Below are 17,838 nucleotides of genomic sequence, written 5' to 3' on the forward strand. Positions count from 1 at the left end.
TCATCATCACAATCGGCGGATCTTGCTGCAACGGGCCCGGTGTGCTCGCGTACCGCTTCCGCGGGGCTCCCGACCGAAATGGCCAACGCATGTTGAAGACGTTCCTGCTTCCGCTTTCGCTTGTTGTGCTGCTCCCGGTGACGGCGCAGGCCACAGAAATCACCGGCGTGCCGAAAATTCGCGACGGCGATCATCTCACGATCGGCAGCGCCCGCATCCGGCTCGCGGGCATCGACGCGCCCTCGATCGATCAGCTGTGCCTCAATCCGAAGGGCGAACGCTGGACCTGCGGCATCGCCGCGCGCGACGCGCTGGTGGCTCACGTCGCCGGCAAGAGCTGGACCTGCCGGGTGATGCGTACCGAGAAGAACGCTCTCTCGGTCGCAAAATGCGAGGTCGACGGCGAAGACATCCAGCAATGGATGGTGAAAAGCGGCTGGGCGCTGTCCTATGTTCGCTTCGCGCACACCTACGACGCCGACGAGAAGGCGGCGCGCACCGCTCGCGCCGGGCTGTGGCAGGGCGCATTCATCGCGCCGTGGGACTGGCGCGTGCGCAACAACAAGACCACGGTGCTCGGTGCCACCCGACCGCCGAAGAATGCGCGCAATATTCTGCTGGCCTCGGCCTCCGGCCCGGTGGCGCCGTCGCCCGACTGCACCATCAAGGGCAACGTCAACACCTCGGGCGAATGCATCTATCACAAGCCCACCAGCCGCTGGTATGCGAAGATCCAGATGAAGATCAGCAAAGGCACGCGCTGGTTCTGCTCGGTCGAGGACGCCGAAGCCGCCGGCTGCCGCGAGACGCGACGCTAGAGCATAAGGGCGCGGCGATATGAACGACGCCACCGGCGAACATCACCGCAAACGGCGGCGCCATCCCCGGCTGCGACGCGCGGGGCTGATCACCGCGCTGTTCGTGACCGTCTACGCGCTGGCCGCCTATCTGGCCTTGCCGCTGTTCTGGACCCACTACGAACATCAACGCGGGCTGGCCGATATGCCGATGGCGACGCGGACTGCGCAGGGCATTCCCGGCGACCCGATCAATGTCGGACTGATCGGCAACCAGAAAGACGTGGTCTGCGCCATGCTCGCGGCGAACTGGACGCCCGCCGACCCGCTGACGCTGAGCTCATCGATCGAAATCGCCGGCAGCGTTCTGCTCGACCGGGCGTATCATCACGCACCGGTGTCGAACTTGTACTATCTCGGCCGTCGTGAGGATCTCGCTTTCGAGAAGCCGGATGGCCGCAGCGCCGACCGACGTCATCATGTCCGGCTGTGGAAGGTGCTCGACAGCGGCGATGAGGGCCGCCCGGTCTGGCTCGGCGACGCCACCTTCGATCGCGGCGTCGGCGTCAGCAAATACACCGGCGCGGTGACGCATCACATCGATCCCGACATCGACGCCGAGCGCGGCCTGCTTGCTTCCGATCTCGAAGCCGCGGCGATGGTCGATGCGAAATACCAAGTCACCGGCATCGGCCCGACGATCGCCGGACACAACGGCGAAGGCGACCGCTACTACACCGACGGCGAAGTCTGGATCCTGCGGCTGGTCGAGGGCTGCAAGAAGCGCAGCAGCCCTGCCGCCGTTCTGCCGAGCCCGCTCGCGACCGAGATCAAGGACCGGATTTTCCGCACCGTCACCGACGCCGTCGCCGGTCCGCCCGCGCCTTGAATTCAGCGGCGGGAGCCTGCATGGTCATCGCGCGCCCGCCGCTCGAAGACAAGGAATCAGAAAAATGGCCGTCAGCGCCGGACGTGAATTCCTGGCGATTCCCGGACCCACCACGATGCCCGACGAGGTGCTGCAGGCGATGCATCGCCCTGCGCTCGACATCTACTCGCAGGCGATGGTGGAGCTCAGCGAAAGCCTGCTGCGCGACCTCAGCCGGTTGTTCGCGACCAGGGGCAAGTCCTACATCTACATCGCCAACGGCCACGGCGCCTGGGAGGCGGTGATCAGCAACGTTCTGTCGCGCGGCGACAAGGTGCTGGTGCTGGAGAGCGGCCGCTTCGCGCTGGGCTGGGGCGCCGCTGCGCAGGCGATGGGCTGCGAAGTCGAGGTGCTGAAAGGCGGCTGGCGCCACGCCGTGCGTGCCTCCGAGGTTGAAGAGCGGCTGCGCCGCGACAAGGAGCACAGCATCAAGGCGATCGTGGTGGTGCAGGTCGACACCGCGTCGAGCGCCTACAACGATCTCGAAGCGATCGGCCGCGCGATCGAGGCCGCGGGGCATCCCGCACTGTTCATGGTCGACGCGGTCGCCTCGCTCGGCTGCATGCCTTTCGAGATGGACGCGTGGGGCATCGACGTCGCGATGTCCGGCTCGCAGAAGGGCCTGATGTCGCCGCCGGGCCTCGGCTTCGTGGCGGTCGGAGACCGCGCCCGCGCCGCGCATCAGAGCGCCGGCCTGCGCACGCCCTACTGGGACTGGACCCAGCGCGACGGGCCCGAGCACTATCAGAAATACGCCGGCACCGCGCCGGTGCATCTGCTGTTCGCGCTGCGCAAGGCGCTCGACATGCTGTTCGCGGAAGGGCTGGACAATGCCTTCACGCGGCACCGGCTGCTCGCCGAGGCGGTGCGCCGCGCCGTCGCGGTGTGGTCCGAGGGCCGGGTCTTCAGCTTCAACATCGAGGATGCGCGCGAGCGCGCCGACACGGTGACCACGGTGCGCGCCGCCGATGGCCACGACCTGCTGGCGCTGCATCGCTATTGCAAGGACAAATGCGGCCTGGTGATCGGCGTCGGCATCGGCGAACTGCAGGACCGCGCCTTCCGTATCGCCCATATGGGCCACATCAACGCGCCGATGATCCTCGGCACGCTCGGCGTCATCGAGATGGCGATGGCCGCGCTGAACATCCCGCACAGCAAAGGCGGCGTCGGCGCCGCGATCGACTATCTGGCAGAGAGCGTGCCGGCGTAGCTGGTGAGGACACAGTCTGCGTAGCTACGAGCGCTCGGTGCTTTGGGCCGAGGCGCTTGAAGCTGTAGGCGGGGGCGCTGGTTCAACCCCTCCCCCTTGCGGGGAGGGTCGGCCGAGCGAAGCGGAGGCCGGGGTGGGGGTGCCGCGAGCACAGTGCCTGGGGACCCCCACCCCCGACCCCTCCCCGCAAGGGGGAGAGGAGCTTGGGCGCCTCGACTAACAAGTCATTCCGGGGCGCGCAGCAAAGCTGCGCGAACCCGGAATCCAGAAATTGTAGCCAAGAGAGATTCCGGGTTCGCGCTACGCGCGCCCCGGAATGACGACGATGGTTACTATTGCTTCAACCGGAACGCGCCGTCGCGGATTTCGATCAGGACGGCGGATCGTTCGTCGTAGCCATTGTGGTTGTCGGGCGTCATGTTCGACAGGCCGTTGTTGAGCGCGAGATCCTTCGACTTCTCGATCTGGTCGCGGATCGCAGCACGGAATTCCGGCGTGCCGGGCTTGGCGACCTTGAGCGCTGCCGGGATCGCGTTCTCGACCAGCGTCACCGAGTCCCACAGATGCACGCCGAAGATGGTCGGCGACGCGCCGCCATTGGCGGCCTTGTAGGCGTCGACGAAGCGCGCCTTGACCTTGCGGAACGGGCTGTCGGCCGGCATGTCCTCGGCGCCGCTGAAAGCCTCGCCGGCGAAGATCGCGCCTTCGACGTCCTTGCCGCCGAGCTTGATGAACTCTTCAGTGGCGACGCCGTGGGTCTGATAGATCGGTCCCTTGAAGCCGCGCTCGCGCAACGCCTTCTGGGGCAGCACCGCCGGCGTGCCGGCGGCCGCGATGAACACAGCGTCGGGCTTGGTCGCGATGATCTTCAGCACCTGACCGGTGACGCTGGCGTCGCTGCGGGCATAGACCTCATGGGTGGTGAGTTCGAAGCCGAGTTTCGGCGCGGCGGCGGCCAGCACCTTGTAGTAGCCCTCGCCGTAAGCGTCCGAGAAACCGATATAGCCGACCTTCTTGGCGCCGGTCTTGGCGATGTACTTGCCGATCGCCTCCGCCATGATGTCGTCGTTCGGCACCACCTTGTAGACCCATTTGCGGCGGTCATCCATCGGCGCGACCAGGATCGCGGCGGCCGCCATCGTCATCAGCGGCGTCTTGGCTTCGGCGGCGATGTCGATCAGCGGCAGGCTGACCGGGGTCAGCGACGAGCCGATCAGCACATCGACCTTTTCCTCCGAGAGCAGCTTGCGGGCGTTCTGCGCGGCCTTGGTCGGATCGGATTCGTCGTCAAGCGCGAAGTAGGTGACCTTCTCGCCGCCGATTTCCTTGGGTAGCGCCGCCACCGTCTTCGACTGCGGCTGGCCGAGCGCGGCGCCGGGGCCGGACGCGCTCATGGTGATACCGATCTTGATTTCCGCTTGCGCCGCGGTGACGCCCGCCAGCATCGTCGCCAGCGCGACGATCAGTGTCTTGGTCTGTTGCATCGACGTCCTCCTCCGTTTGTTGTCGTCAGGTTTGTTGTCGTTAGTAATCGTGACCGCCGAGGCCGAGATAGCTTTCGACCAGTCTCGGATCCTGGGCGATATCCGCCGGAGAGCCCTGCTTGGTGATCGCGCCGAGCTCCATGACATAGGCATAGTCCGCGACTTCCAGCGCCGCGCGGGCATTCTGCTCGACCAGCAGGATCGACACGCCGGTTTTGCGCAAATCAGTCAGGATGTGAAACACATCGCGCACGATCCGCGGCGCAAGCCCGAGGCTCGGCTCGTCGAGCATCAGCAAGGTCGGTCGCGCCATCAGCGCCCGCCCCATCGCCAGCATCTGCCGCTCGCCGCCGCTCAGCGTGCCGGCGAGCTGCTCGCGCCGCTCCTTCAGCCGCGGCAGCCGCGCGTAGATCTCCTCGATGGTCTGGTTGCGTTCGGCGCGTGTCCTGCGGAAACCGCCGAGCAGCAGATTGTCCTCGACCGCCATGTCGGCGAACAGCTCGCGCCGCTCCGGCACCAGGCAGAGCCCGGCCTTGACCCGCGACTCCAGCATGACGCCGCTGACGTCACGGCCGCGGAAGTCGATCCGTCCGCGCGCCTTCAACAGGCCCATGATGGCGTTGAGCAGCGTGGTCTTGCCGGCGCCGTTGGCGCCGATCACGGTGACCAGCGCGCCTTCGTCGACCTTGATCGAGACGTCGTGCACCACCTCTGCGCGGCCATAGGCCACGCTGACATTCCGGACATCGAGGAGGCCCGCGGTCACGACACGCCTCCGAGATAGGCCTCGAGCACCGCCGGATCCTGGCGGATCGCGGCCGGAATGCCTTCGGCAATCTTGGTGCCGAAGTCGAGTACCACCAGCCGATCGGCGAGGCTCATGACGAAATCCATGTCGTGCTCGACCAGCAGAACGCTGATGCCTTCGGCCCTGACTTCGCGCAACAGCCTGGCCAGCGCCTTCTTCTCGCCAACGCGCAGGCCGGCGGCCGGTTCGTCGAGCAGCAGCAGCACCGGCTCGAGGCAAAGCGCGCGCGCGACCTCGACCAGACGAAGCTGGCCGAGCGCCAGCGTGCCGGCCGGCTCATGAGCGAGATCCGCGAGGCCCACTCGCGCGAGCGCCCGCATCGCACTGTCGAGCAGCAGCGCCTCCTCGGCTCGGTCAAGCCGGAAGATCGCGCGCAGCGCGCCGGCCTGTCCGCGCAGATTGGCGCCGAGCGCGACGTTCTCGATGACGCTCATGTCGGCGACGATTTCGACGTGCTGGAAGGTGCGGCCCAATCCGAGCAACGCCGCGCGCCGCGGCGTCTGCGCCTCGAGTGGATGGCCTTCGAACTCGATCTGGCCGGACGTCAGCGGCAGCACGCCGGTGATCAGGTTGAACGTCGTGCTCTTGCCGGCGCCGTTCGGTCCGATCAGGTCGATGATGCGGCCGCTGTCGACCTCGAAGGACACATCGTTGACCGCGACCAGACCGCCGAAGGTCTTGCGCGCCTGATCGGCCTGCAGCAGCGGCGTGCCGGGCGGCGGCAGCGCGCGCACCGGGAGGCGGTCGCCGTCCGGAGGTGGCGGCAGCTTCGGCGCAGGCGGCGGCCCGAACAGGATCGGCCACAGCCCGCCCGGCGCGGTCTGCAGGAGAAGCACCAGCACCGCGCCGAACGCGATGATCTCAAAATTGCCGGTGTGACCGAGCAGCTTGGGCAGCCAGTCCTGCAACTGATCGCGCAGAAAGGTGATGCCCGCGGCGCCGAGAATTGCGCCGTAGACCCGGCCGGCGCCGCCGAGCACGGCCATCAGCAGATATTCGGTGCCGGCGGTGATGCCAAACGGCCCCGGCGACACCGAGCGCTGGAAATGCGCGTAGAGCCAGCCGGCGAGGCCCGCCAGCATCGCCGCATAGACGAACACCAACAATTTGGCGCCGGCGGTGTTGACGCCGAACGCCTCGGCGGCGCGGGTGCTGCGGCGGAGCGCCCGCACCGCGCGGCCGACCCGGCCGCTCAGCAGATTCTGGGTCGCGATCACCGCCAGCACCACCGCGATCCAGACCACCACGAAGTAGTCGCGCGGCTGGATCAGCGCGTAGCCGCCGATCTGCAGCGCCGGAATCCCCGGTAGGCCGTCATGAGCCCCGAGCCAGCTCATATTGCCGAACAGATAGAAGAACGCGATGCCCCAGGCGATGGTGCCGAGCGGCAGATAATGGCCTGATAGCCGCACCGTGATCGCGCCGACCAGCAGCGCCGCCACCATGGTGACGGCGATCGCCGCCGGCAGCGTCAGCCATGGCGAGACGCCGTAATACACCGTCAGCACGCCGGTGGTGTAGGCGCCGAAGCCGACGAACGCAGCCTGGCCGAACGAGGTCATGCCGCCGACCCCGGTGAGCAGCACCAGACCGATCGCGACCAGGCTGGAAATGCCGATATAGTTGAACAGCGTGATCCAGTAGTCCGGCATCAGCCCGGTAAACGGAAGAATCAGGATCGCAGCGGCTGAGGCCGCGCGGATCAGCCGGGGCGCGTGCCGCTTCATTCCGCTTCCTCGGCATGCGGCGCGACCAGCGAGCGCCAGGCCAGCACCGGAATGATCAGGGTGAACACCAGCACTTCCTTGAAGTTACTGGCCCAGAACGAAAACAGCGCCTCGGCGAAGCCGACGGTGAGCGCTGCCAGCACGGTCAGCGGATAGCTCACCAGCCCGCCGAGAATGGCGGCGACGAATGCTTTCAGCCCGATCAGGAAGCCGGAATCGTAGGCCACCGTCATCAGCGGCCCGACCAGCGCGCCGGACACCGCGCCGATCAGCGCGGCGAGCGCGAATGCGATCTGGCCCGCGGCCGAAATCGGGATGCCGACCAGCCGCGCGCCGGTGCGGTTCGAAGAACAAGCCCGCAACGCCTTGCCGAGCAAGGTGCGTCCGAAGAACAGCGCGAACAGCAACAGCAGCACGGCGGTGACGATGAGCACCGCGACGCTCTGCCCGGTGATCAGAAGCTCGCCGAGCGAAAATGATTGCGACGATAACGGCGTGGTGCCGGTGCCTTCTGGGCCGAAGAACAGAAGGCCCAGCCCCATCAGCGAAAAGTGTACGCCGAACGACGCCATCAGCAGCACCAGCACGCTGGAATGCGCGATCGGTTCAAACGCGATGCGATACAGCATCGGCCCCATCGGGGTGATCAGCGCCACCGCGAGCAGGATGCTGCCGACCTGCCCGATCTTCATCGGGGCGATCCATCGCGTCAGCAGCAGCAGCGCGATCGGCAGCGCCAGATCGAACAGCGCGATCCGTGCCACGCGGCGCAGCGTCAGGTCGCGGAAATGGCGGATCAGTTCGGACAATGCGGCGAGGCCGCCAAGCGCCAGCAGCAGCCACGGCGTCGCCGGCGCGACGCCGTTCTCCAGCGCGGCGATCGTCAGCGCGGTGAACGCGACGAATTCGCCCTGGGGCACCAGGATGACGCGCGTGACCGCGAACACCAGCACCAACGCAATGGCAACCAACGCATAGACCGCACCGTTGATGATGCCGTCCTGCAATAGAAACAGGAATATCGTGGTGTCCACGCGTCCTCCCCCGATGCGACCCGGGCGCTTGAACGGCCCGGTTTTCGCTACGGCTGGTAAAATTAACCAACCGCTCGTTTAATTCAAGGGGGTTCTGACGTGAATGCGGGCAAATCGACTGCGGACGGCGACGTGCGGCCGCGCGATCCCCCGACGCGCGACGCCGAAGCCTAGCCCACCGAATGAAAGCGAAGCATCCCCTACGATGGGACCAAAGTCGCCCGTCGCATCCACCGCAGCAAAATAGCGCTGCCGGCGACCGAGCCGGCGATCAATGCCAGAGCGACCAGCAGCGCGAAGCGGCCGGAGGAGGCTTCCGCCAGCGCGAAGTAGATCGATCCGATCGCGGCGATGCCGGCTGCGCTGGAGATCTGGGTGGTGGTTCCGTAGAGGCCGGCCCCGGAGCCGGCGCTGGTCGCCTGCACCGTCGACAGCACCGCGCCGGACAGCGGCGCCATCACCAGCCCCTGACCGTAACCGACCACGATCAGCGCCAGCGCCAGCATGAACGGCGTCGGCGCTGCGATGAGGGCGACTGTCAGCGCGACGAGCGCGAGGCCGGCGATCTGCAGCAGGCAGCCTTCGATCAGCACCAGCGTGCCGCGCCGCCGGGCACGCGCGCCGGAGTGCCGCGACGCGATCACGAAAGCCAGAGCCAGCGGCAGGAATACCAGCCCGGCCGGCAACGGCGGAATCTTCAGCACCATCTGCATGTACAGCGTCACCACCAGATAGAACGACTGGTTGGCGAAGAAGAAAAGGAACACTGCGCCGAGCCCGCGCATGAAGGCCGGATCGGCGAGCAGGCCGAGATCGATCAACGGCATGCCGCCGCGCGCGGCGAGCGCCCGCTCGTAGCGCAGGAACAACAGCACGATGGCGACGCCTCCGGCGATCACCAGCCAGATCCACCCCGCCCAGTCGACCTCGCGGCCGAACAGCAGCGGGCCGATCACGCACAGCAATCCGGTGAACAGAATCACCGCGCCCGGCAGATCGAGCCGCGTAGCGGGACGACGCGGCGCCTGCGGAACCACCCACGCCGCGGCGGCGAGAATGACCAGCCCGACCGGGATATTGACGAAGAAGATCGATCGCCAGCCGTAGCCGCCGAGATCGAGCGTCACCAACAGGCCGCCGAGCGCGAAGCCGGCCGCGCCGGCGAGGCCGAGGACGATCCCGTAGATCGCGAAAGCTTTGGCGCGGTCGGCGTCGGGAAACAGGACGTGCAGCGTCGCCAGCACCTGCGGCACCATCAGCGCCGCGGTAGCGCCCTGCGCCAGCCGCGCCAGGATCAGCTCGGGGCCGGATTGCGCCAGCCCGCACCACAGCGAGGTCAGCGTGAAACCGAACACGCCGGCGAGAAACACCGTCTTGGTCCCGTAGATATCGCCGAGCCGGCCGCCGGTGACGATCAACGTCGCATAGCCGATCAGATAGATCGCGATCACCGCCTCGATCTGCGACGACGACGCATTCAGTTCGGTCGAGATCGTCGGGATCGCGACGTTGACGATGAAGGAGTCCACCCCGAACATGAACTGCGCGGCGACGACGATCGCCAGCACCCGCCAACGGCGCGAGGAATCGGCGGCGGCAAGGGTCTGATGCATGGCGACGATCCTGGGCAATCGGCTGCGGTGTCGGGAACGTTGCAGCCCGTCGTCATCGGGTCGATTACCTGGCTGGTAACCATTATGAATCGTCGGATCACGCCGGCGCGCCGAATGCGGACCGGAACCGATCCGGAAAACAATTCAAAACAAATCTTGCGAGCCGGCTACGCGACCGACCCAAGCATCAATGGTTGAGAGTTTGCGGAACGGGCCGCAGCCCTGTCAACGCGAAATCCGCGCGCCTGGGCGACGCGCGTCAGAACAATCGAGAAGGTCCCGGCTCGACAGCCACATCAGGACCGGGACCTTCTGCCTTCTGTTCTGGAATGCCGGAGCAGATCAGCGACAACCGGCTCATATTGTCTTTGTCCGATTCCTGGACTGGCGCTCAGGGCCGACCTCGATCCTCAACCCCAGGGCCCCCGCGCGCGCGGCTGACCACTCCACGGACTACGCGGAGCGCCGCGCGGCGACGGGCCGGCGGGCCGACCGATGCTCGCGCCACCGCCTCCGATCTCGCCGGTGAGGCGCTGCAGCGCAGCGATCCGGTTCTGCGTCGAGGGATGGGTCGCGAACAGATTGTCCATCCCCTGCCCCGACAGCGGGTTGATGATGAACATATGCGCGGTCGCCGGCGCGCGTTCGGCGTCGACGTTCGGCACCTGATGCGCGGCGGCATCGATCCGGCCGAGCGCCGAGGCGAGCCACATCGGCTGGCCGCAGATCCGCGCGCCCATCTCGTCGGCGGCGTATTCGCGGGTCCGGCTGATCGCCATCTGCACCAGCATGGCGCCGAGCGGCGCGAGGATCATCAGCGCCAGCGAACCGATCAGGCCGGGGCCGTTGTTGTTCTCGCGGTTGCCGCCGAAGAACATGCCGAACTGCGCCACCATCGAGATCGCACCGGCGATCGTCGCGGTGATGGTCATCAGCAGCGTGTCGTGGTTCTTCACATGCGCCAGCTCGTGCGCGATCACGCCTGCGAGTTCTTCGCGGCTGAGCTGCTGCATCAGGCCGGTGGTGACGGCGACGGCGGCATTCTCCGGATTGCGGCCGGTGGCGAAAGCGTTCGGCTGCGGGTTGTCCATGATGAACACGCGCGGCATCGGCAGGCCGGCGCGGCCGGCGAGTTCGGCGACCATCCGCACCAGATCAGGCGCACTGCGCGCGTCGACCTCCTGCGCGCCGTACATCGACAGCACCATCCGGTCGGAATTCCAGTAGGTGAAGACGTTCATCGCCGCGGCGACGACCAGCGCGATCAACGCGCCACTGGCGCCGCCGATCAGATAACCGATGCCCATGAACAGCGCGGTCAAGCCGGCGAGCAACATCGCGGTTTTGAAGTAACTCATGGTCCTCCTCCTGCCCCCGCACGAAACGGGATAACACAATCGTGAAATGGGTAACTCCCGGGCCTCGAACAAGATCGTTCCGTGCGGCAGCGCGTCGCGGCTTGCCGCCGCCGCAATCGCAGGCCAGATTGTCGCGGTGACCGACCCCTCCGCCCCACCCGAATCCGTCCGGGCCTACCCGCCCGGAGTGACCATTGTTCAACGCAGCCAGCGCGGCGCGTCCTGCGCGCCAGCGAGCGGGACGCTCGACGACGTTGAACGCTGGCTTCTGCTGGAAGCTGCAGCCGAAAGCGAGTTGCTGCTGACCTTCGAAACCTTCCTGTGGCGGATCAACGCCGCCGGTCTGCCGGTGCATCGCGCCACGTTGCATATCGGCACGCTGCATCCGCAGCTGCTCGGCTTCGCCTGGAACTGGCGCGCCTCCGACGGGCTGTGCGACGAGGTTCAGGTGCAGCAATCGACGGTCGAGACCGACGCGTTCAAGCTCAACCCGCTGGCGCAAATCTTCACGACAGGCGCGGCGTTGCGGCGCAATCCGCAAGGCGCGGAGGCGCAGGCGGAATTCCCGATCATGCGGGACCTCGCAGCCGGCGGTTATACCGAGTATCTGGCGATACCGATGGGCAGCGCGGGCTTCCGCCATGTGATGACGCTGGCGACGGCACGTCCCGGCGGCTTCAGCGACGATCATATTGCGCAGATCGAGCGGCTGCTGGTGCTGTTCGCGTTGCATGTCGAGCGCCACATCGCGCTGCGAATCGCGACCAACGCGCTCGGCGCCTATCTCGGCCCGGTCGCAGCCGCCAAGGTGCTGAGCGGCGACATCAAGCGCGGCGGCGGCGAGCCGATCCGCGCGATCATCTGGGTCTCGGACCTGCGCGGCTTCACCGACCTGTCCGACCGGCTCAGCGGCGCCGACATGGTCGCGCTGCTGAACGCTTACTTCGAGATCTTTGCCGACAGCGTGCTGGCGCAGGGCGGCGAAGTGCTGAAATTCATCGGCGACGGCCTGCTCGCGGTTTTTCCGCTCGGCGCCGACGGCTGCACCGCCGGCAACGCCGCGCTCGCGGCCGCCGAAACGGCGCAAGCCGGCCTCGCCCGACTGAACGCCGAGCCGCCGGGGCGACTGGCCGAGGTCGAAGGCTGGCGTCCGCTCCGCGCTGGCATTGCAGTGCACGAGGGCGAAGTGTTCTTCGGCAATATCGGCGCGCCGGATCGGCTCGACTTCACGGTGATTGGGCCAGCGGTCAATGAGGCCAGCCGCGTCGAGGCGCTGCAAAAAACTATCGGCCGCAACATCCTGATCACCGCGGCGGCGGCCAACCATATCAGTGTACCGCTAGAAACGCTCGGCGACTATCCGCTGCGCGGCGTCGCTGCGCCGATGACGATTCTGAGCCCACGCGGAACCTCGGCGTTTCGGTCACAAACAGCCGCATCATAACTGAACGACGTCCCAGTTAGGCCTTGCCAAGCCGAGCAATCGCCACCTATTTTCAACTACAACGAGCCTGCGAACGGAGGCCAACCTCCGCACGGCCGTTCCATTGCCGAGGGAGGCCCCATGTCGATCCAGGTCGCGGACTCATCGCTCGTCGCAACGCCGATCGCGCCGCCGCGCAGCGCGCTCGCCCACATCCCCGGCGACGAAGGCTGGCCGATCATCGGCCGCACGCTCGAAGTGCTCGCCGATCCGAAGGGCCAGGTCCAGATGATGGGGCGGACCTATGGTCCGGTCTATCGCAGCCGGGTGCTCGGCGAAACCAGCATCACGCTGCTGGGCCCCGAGGCCAACGAGCTGGTGCTGTTCGACAATACCAAGCTGTTCTCCTCGACCCATGGCTGGGGATCGATCCTCGGACTGCTGTTTCCCCGCGGACTGATGATGCTCGATTTCGAGGAACACCGGCTGCACCGGCGCGCGCTATCGGTGGCCTTCAAGGCCGGGCCGATGCAATCCTATCTTGCCGAACTCAACAGCGGAATCGCGCGGCGGGTGGCGCAATGGCGGGCGCAGCCCGGCGAGATGCTGTGCTATCCGGAAATGAAGCGGCTCACGCTCGACCTCGCCGCGACCTCGTTTCTCGGCACCGCGATCGGCGCCGAGACCGCGGAGATCAACGCCGCCTTCGTCGACATGGTCGCAGCCTCGGTCGCGCCGATCCGCAAGCCCTGGCCGGGCACCGCAATGGCGCGGGGCGTCAAAGGCCGCAAGCGGATCGTCGCTTATTTCTCCGAGCAGATCCCGATCCGCCGCGCCAAGGGCGGCGACGATCTGTTCTCGCAGCTCTGCCGCGCCACCCATGAGGACGGCGCATTGCTGTCGACGCAAGACATCATCGACCACATGAGTTTCCTGATGATGGCCGCGCACGACACGCTGACATCGTCGCTGACCTCGTTCGTCGCCGCGCTCGCGGCCGACCCGGAATGGCAGCAGCGGCTGCGCGCGGAGATTGCGGCGCTGGGCCTCAAGCCCGGCGAGCCGATATCGTTCGAGCAGCTCGACGCGCTGCCGCTGACCGAGATGGCGTTCAAGGAAGCAATGCGGCTGCGACCGCCGGTGCCGTCGCTGCCGCGCCGCGCCACCCGCGAGTTCAGCTTCCGGGGCTTCGCAATTCCCGCCGGCACCATGATCGCGATCAATCCGCTGCACACCCACCACATGCCGGAAATCTGGCCCGAGCCGGACCGGTTCGATCCGTTGCGCTTCACCGACGAGGCCCAGCGCGGCCGCCACCGCTTCGCCTGGATTCCCTATGGCGGCGGTGCGCATATGTGCCTCGGGCTGAACTTCGCCTATATGCAGGCGAAGTGCTTCGCGGTGCATCTGTTGCAGAACCTCAACCTCGGCCTGCCGGCGAACTACCAGTCGTCGTGGCAGATGTGGCCGATCCCGAAGCCGAAGGACGGGCTGCGGGTGAACGTCACACCGCTACACTGACTTGGTCGTAAAAACACGCGAGGCATCAGCCTTCGCCATGGTCGAACGCCTTACGTAGCGCGACGTAGCCCTGCTGCTGCTGCGTCCAGTTGCGGCCGCCGGTAATGCCGCCGTCGATCACGAGGTCGTGCCCGTTGATGAAGCCGGACTCGTCGCTGGCGAGGAATACCGCGGCCTGAGCGATGTCCTCCGGCAACCCCGCCCGCTGGATCGGCTGCGCGGTCTTGTAAATCTCGCGCATCGTCGCCGAGGTTTTTTCTGCGGCATCGACGGTAAGGCCGAGCGCCTTGCCGAAGATCCCGGTCGCGATCGCGCCGGGCGATATGCTGTTGACGCGGACGCCGGACTCTCCGAGCTCCATCGCGACGCAGCGGGTGAGGTGGATCACCGCGGCCTTGGCGGCGCCGTACACCACCGACGACGAGAACCCTGCGAGCCGGCCGGCGATGCTGCCGTTGTTAATGATCGAGCCGGAGCCCTGCTTCTTCATATGCGGCGCGGCATGCTTCATCCCGAGCATGACGCTGCGGACCAGCGTGGCCATCGCAGCGTCGAACCGCTCGACCTCGAGTCCCTCGATGCCACCGGTCTGGGCCGGCCCGCCGGCATTGTTGAACAGGCAGTCGATCCGGCCAAACGAGTCGATCGCCTGCCCGATCAGAGCCTTGATCTGATCTTCCTGGGTGACGTCGGTCTGTCTGAAGACGCAGGAGGATCCAAGCTTCTCGGCGAGGGCTTCACCCTCCGGCGCGCGGCGCCCGGCGATGACGATGCTGGCGCCCTCGGCGACGAACACTTCGGCCGTCCGCAAACCGATGCCGCTGGTCGCACCGGTAATCACCGCAACCTTGCCATTCAGCCGTCCCATCACGTCGTCTCCCTGGTTGCGGCGCAGCTCTTCCGGCTGCACTCAGCCTGCTCATTGATCGTCTGTTAATGACAAATCGCAGCGCTTCAATTCAATTCGATTGCGACACAGGTTTGCCGCATGTTTTCCGGCTGTCACTTAACCAATATTACAGCCAAGCTTGACATGCTCTGCCGCGATGTCCAGCGCAGCAAAATCCTATCCAGCAAAGATGACGGCAGAATTGGCGGCTGACGGAGCCGCTATTGCCGCGCCGCAAGATCGTTTGCCGGAAGATAACAACGCGATCGATCTTCAACTGCTGGAGGAAATCATCCGCGCCCTCCCCGCAGCGGTGACGGTGCTGGATGACCGCGGCGACTTCCTGATCGTTAACGATGCCGCCGCATCCCGCCTCAATGTACCGCCATCCGGCCATGCGGCGAGCGTGGTGTCCTTGAATCCGGCGATCGAACAGCGCCGCGCCGAAGCCGTGGCGTTGCTCGCAACCGGCCGTCCGGCGACCAAGGAGGAACGTGCTGGCCACGGTGCAACCGTCCGCACTTTCCTGACCGCGCACCGTCCGGTCGAGATCGGCAGCCGCCGATTGCTGCTGTCGAGCTCGCTCGACATCAGCGAACAGAAGGCGATCGAGAACGAGTTGTTCCGCCGCGCTTACTTCGACGACCTGACCGGGCTGCCGAACCGGAGCGTGATCGAACGCCGGGCGGACGCGCTGCTGCAGGCCGGGGGGCCGCCGAACCGTTTCGCGCTGGCATTCCTCGACGTCGACAATTTCAAGCACATCAACGATTACTACGGCCACGCCGTTGGCGACGCGCTGCTGGTCGGCATCGCCAAACGGCTCGGGCTCGAGCTGCGCGAGACCGACATGCTGTCGCGCATCAGCGGCGACGAGTTCCTGCTGCTGCTCAACCCGATCGAGAGCCAAAGCGAAGTCGCCGACTACATCGACTTTCTGTTACGGCGACTGAAGGCGCCGTTCTATATCGACGGCTCGGAAGTATTCGCCTCCGCGTCGACCGGCGTCAGCCTGTATCCTGAACACGGCCGCAGCTTCGACGCGCTGCGTCAGAATGCCGACACAGCGATGTACCGGGTCAAGAGCGCAACCAAGGGCGCCGCGGCGATGTTCGATACCGCCATGGAGCGCGAGGCGCTTGAGCGAATGTCGATCGAGCAATCGCTGCGCCAGGCGATCCTGGACAAGCGGTTCTGCTGTGCGTTCCAGCCGAAGGTCGATATCCGCACCCGCGAGATCAAGGGCATCGAGGCATTGGTGCGGCTACGCGACGACAACGGGGTGATCCAGGCGCCGGGCACCTTCGTCGAACTGGCCGTCGAGCTCGGGCTGATCGATGAACTCACCCATCTGGTGCTCGCGGAGATCATGAAGTCGATCGATCTGATCAACGAAACCTTCGGCGCCGGCGCCAGCATCAGTATCAACGTCGCGGCCAAACAGGCCGGCAACTACAATTTCATGCAGTCTTTCGCAACGGCGCTGGCCGCGACCGAGTGCCCGTCGCGCTTCATCGTCGAGGTGACGGAGGACGCCTTCGTCGCCAAGAATCACTTCCAAAGCGAGATCCTGCCGTTGCTGCGCCAAGTCGGCGTCGGGATTTCGATCGACGATTTCGGCATCGGCTACTCGTCCTTGTCGGCGCTGGCGGACATCACCGCCGACGAAATCAAGATCGACCGCTCTTTCATCACCGACATTCACAAGCGCCCGCGCAGCCAGAGCATTCTCAAGGCCATCGAATCCCTGAGCGAAGCGCTGGGTATGACGATGATCGCCGAAGGACTGGAGACGTTCGAGGAATTGGCCTATCTGCAGGCAGCGACCAAGATCCGCTACGCGCAGGGCTATTACTTCTCGAAGCCGGTCTTCCTCGACGATCTGAAGCCGTCGGCGCCGGAGTTCAGCAGTGGCAGGCCGCCCCCCTATGGCCGCCGGATCGAAGCGCCGCGACCGGTGTTTTCGCGATCGAGCGGCGGTCGCCGTTAGTCCGCTGCGCAGAGCTGCCTGCATCGGACGCGGGGCTGGCGCGCGTACCGCGTACCGCCCGCAAGGCACTGATCACACTCACTTTCTTCGACAACAGTCGCCGGCTTTTCCGAGCTACGTGGCTTGATCTACCGCAATGTGACCCGACGGTTGATCGGCGATGGTCGCGCTACTCCCGGACAATCTGGAGGGCGCCATGCCTGCCCACACGCATCCCTATCCCTTCGTCGAACGATTGATCGAGACCTTCGCTGACTGGCTCAAGCACAGGCGCGAGATCAAAGAGATGTGCCAGTTCGACGCCGCCGAATTCGGCCGCATCGCCCACGATCTCGGCGTCACCTCGGCCGATCTGGACGAGCTGGTCCGCCAGGGTCCGCACAAGGTCGAAGAGTTGCCGCAGCTTCTGAAGGCGCTCGGCATCGACGAAAACGCGATTGCACGGACCCAGCCGTTGGTGATGCGCGATCTCGAACGTGTCTGCGCGCTGTGCCGTCACAAGTCGGAGTGCGATCACGACATCGCCGACGGCTCCCTCGTGGAGCACTACCAGGCCTATTGCGCCAACAAGGTGACGCTCGACGCGCTCGGGGAAGAACAGCACATTACCGCGCCGTCGACTGCGCGACACTGACGTCGGTGATGGCGCTCGGCCCGATCCGCCTGCTGACAACCGCCTGTCTGATCGTCGCGGCGCTGCTGGTGATCCGGCCGCACCGCGCCGGGGGCACGGCATTGCCGGAAGCGGTAACGGCCGGCCAAAGGCTGGCGGCGCAGTGGTGCAACGAGTGCCACGCAGTCGAGCGCGGCGACGCCGCGAGCGGCAAGGGGCCGGCGTTCACGCGCATCGCCAACATGCCCTCGACCACCGAATTGTCGCTCAAAGTGTTCCTGCGCTCGAACCACACCAACATGCCGAACTTCATCATCGCGCCCGGCGATGCCGACGATATCGTGCACTACATCCTCAGCCTCAAGCGGGACTGATGGGCTTGGCACCGACTTTCCGAAGCCTGCCACGCATCGCGCCGCTCTGCGGTGTGACCGCCTGAA

Annotated in this window: 15 protein-coding genes; 8 read left to right on the plus strand and 7 right to left on the minus strand. The window is 66.1% G+C overall.

The features are described 5' to 3' along the window. Positions 1–89 precede the first annotated feature (89 nt). From BMY71_RS14060 to BMY71_RS14070, 3 genes are all read left to right on the plus strand, one after another. Positions 90–818 (plus strand): thermonuclease family protein, encoded by a 729-nt coding sequence (locus tag BMY71_RS14060; RefSeq protein ID WP_011501207.1) that lies wholly within the window; start codon positions 90–92, stop codon positions 816–818. A gap of 19 nt (positions 819–837) precedes the next feature. Further along, complete coding sequence (locus BMY71_RS14065; protein ID WP_092684471.1) at positions 838–1,686, plus strand: LssY C-terminal domain-containing protein; 849 nt, start codon at positions 838–840, stop codon at positions 1,684–1,686. Between the two features lie 64 nt (positions 1,687–1,750). Then, entirely contained in the window at positions 1,751–2,938 is a 1,188-nt protein-coding gene (locus BMY71_RS14070; RefSeq protein WP_092684473.1) for a pyridoxal-phosphate-dependent aminotransferase family protein, read from the plus strand. Between the two features lie 332 nt (positions 2,939–3,270). On the opposite strand, the gene BMY71_RS14075 is transcribed toward BMY71_RS14070, so the two are convergent. From BMY71_RS14075 to htpX, 6 genes are all read right to left on the minus strand, one after another. Beyond that, a complete protein-coding gene (locus tag BMY71_RS14075) occupies positions 3,271–4,422 on the minus strand; it encodes an ABC transporter substrate-binding protein (protein WP_011501204.1) in 1,152 nt (383 codons plus the stop codon). Positions 4,423–4,462: 40 nt separating this feature from the next. Further along, positions 4,463–5,188: an ABC transporter ATP-binding protein gene (locus BMY71_RS14080; RefSeq protein WP_011501203.1), complete on the minus strand. Its 726-nt coding sequence runs from the start codon at positions 5,186–5,188 to the stop codon at positions 4,463–4,465. Continuing rightward, the gene (locus BMY71_RS14085) at positions 5,185–6,957 is read right to left on the minus strand and encodes a branched-chain amino acid ABC transporter ATP-binding protein/permease (RefSeq protein WP_092684475.1); all 1,773 of its coding nucleotides are present in this window, start codon (positions 6,955–6,957) and stop codon (positions 5,185–5,187) included. Before BMY71_RS14085 ends, BMY71_RS14080 begins: the two co-directional genes overlap by 4 nt. Next, the gene (locus tag BMY71_RS14090; protein ID WP_011501201.1) at positions 6,954–7,991 is read right to left on the minus strand and encodes a branched-chain amino acid ABC transporter permease; all 1,038 of its coding nucleotides are present in this window, start codon (positions 7,989–7,991) and stop codon (positions 6,954–6,956) included. The genes BMY71_RS14085 and BMY71_RS14090 overlap by 4 nt, the downstream gene beginning before the upstream one ends. A 200-nt stretch (positions 7,992–8,191) precedes the next feature. After that, a complete protein-coding gene (locus BMY71_RS14095) occupies positions 8,192–9,604 on the minus strand; it encodes an MFS transporter (protein ID WP_092684477.1) in 1,413 nt (470 codons plus the stop codon). A 410-nt stretch (positions 9,605–10,014) separates the two neighbouring features. Then, positions 10,015–10,962 carry a zinc metalloprotease HtpX gene (htpX, locus tag BMY71_RS14105; protein ID WP_092684481.1) on the minus strand — a complete coding sequence of 316 codons (948 nt, stop codon included), beginning with the start codon at positions 10,960–10,962 and terminating at the stop codon, positions 10,015–10,017. 46 nt (positions 10,963–11,008) lie between these two features. Between htpX and BMY71_RS14110 the strand changes: the two genes are divergently transcribed. Continuing rightward, positions 11,009–12,406 (plus strand): adenylate/guanylate cyclase domain-containing protein, encoded by a 1,398-nt coding sequence (locus BMY71_RS14110; protein ID WP_092684483.1) that lies wholly within the window; start codon positions 11,009–11,011, stop codon positions 12,404–12,406. Between the two features lie 120 nt (positions 12,407–12,526). Further along, positions 12,527–13,906, plus strand: a complete 1,380-nt coding sequence (locus tag BMY71_RS14115; RefSeq protein ID WP_092684485.1) for a cytochrome P450 — start codon at positions 12,527–12,529, stop codon at positions 13,904–13,906. A gap of 25 nt (positions 13,907–13,931) precedes the next feature. Here the strand turns inward: BMY71_RS14115 and BMY71_RS14120 are convergent, their stop codons facing one another. Beyond that, entirely contained in the window at positions 13,932–14,774 is an 843-nt protein-coding gene (locus BMY71_RS14120) for an SDR family NAD(P)-dependent oxidoreductase (protein WP_092684618.1), read from the minus strand. Positions 14,775–14,952: 178 nt separating this feature from the next. On the opposite strand from BMY71_RS14120, the gene BMY71_RS14125 reads away from it, so the two are divergent. The 3 genes from BMY71_RS14125 to BMY71_RS14135 all read left to right on the plus strand — a co-directional run bounded on the left by BMY71_RS14125 (position 14,953) and on the right by BMY71_RS14135 (position 17,772). Next, entirely contained in the window at positions 14,953–16,785 is a 1,833-nt protein-coding gene (locus BMY71_RS14125; protein ID WP_092684487.1) for a putative bifunctional diguanylate cyclase/phosphodiesterase, read from the plus strand. Between the two features lie 196 nt (positions 16,786–16,981). Next, positions 16,982–17,419: a hypothetical protein gene (locus BMY71_RS14130; RefSeq protein WP_041805654.1), complete on the plus strand. Its 438-nt coding sequence runs from the start codon at positions 16,982–16,984 to the stop codon at positions 17,417–17,419. Positions 17,420–17,427: 8 nt separating this feature from the next. After that, entirely contained in the window at positions 17,428–17,772 is a 345-nt protein-coding gene (locus BMY71_RS14135; RefSeq protein ID WP_049760667.1) for a c-type cytochrome, read from the plus strand. The last annotated feature ends 66 nt before the right edge of the window (positions 17,773–17,838 follow it).

Source organism: Rhodopseudomonas pseudopalustris (genome assembly GCF_900110435.1).
GTDB classification, from domain to species: Bacteria; Pseudomonadota; Alphaproteobacteria; order Rhizobiales; family Xanthobacteraceae; genus Rhodopseudomonas; species Rhodopseudomonas pseudopalustris.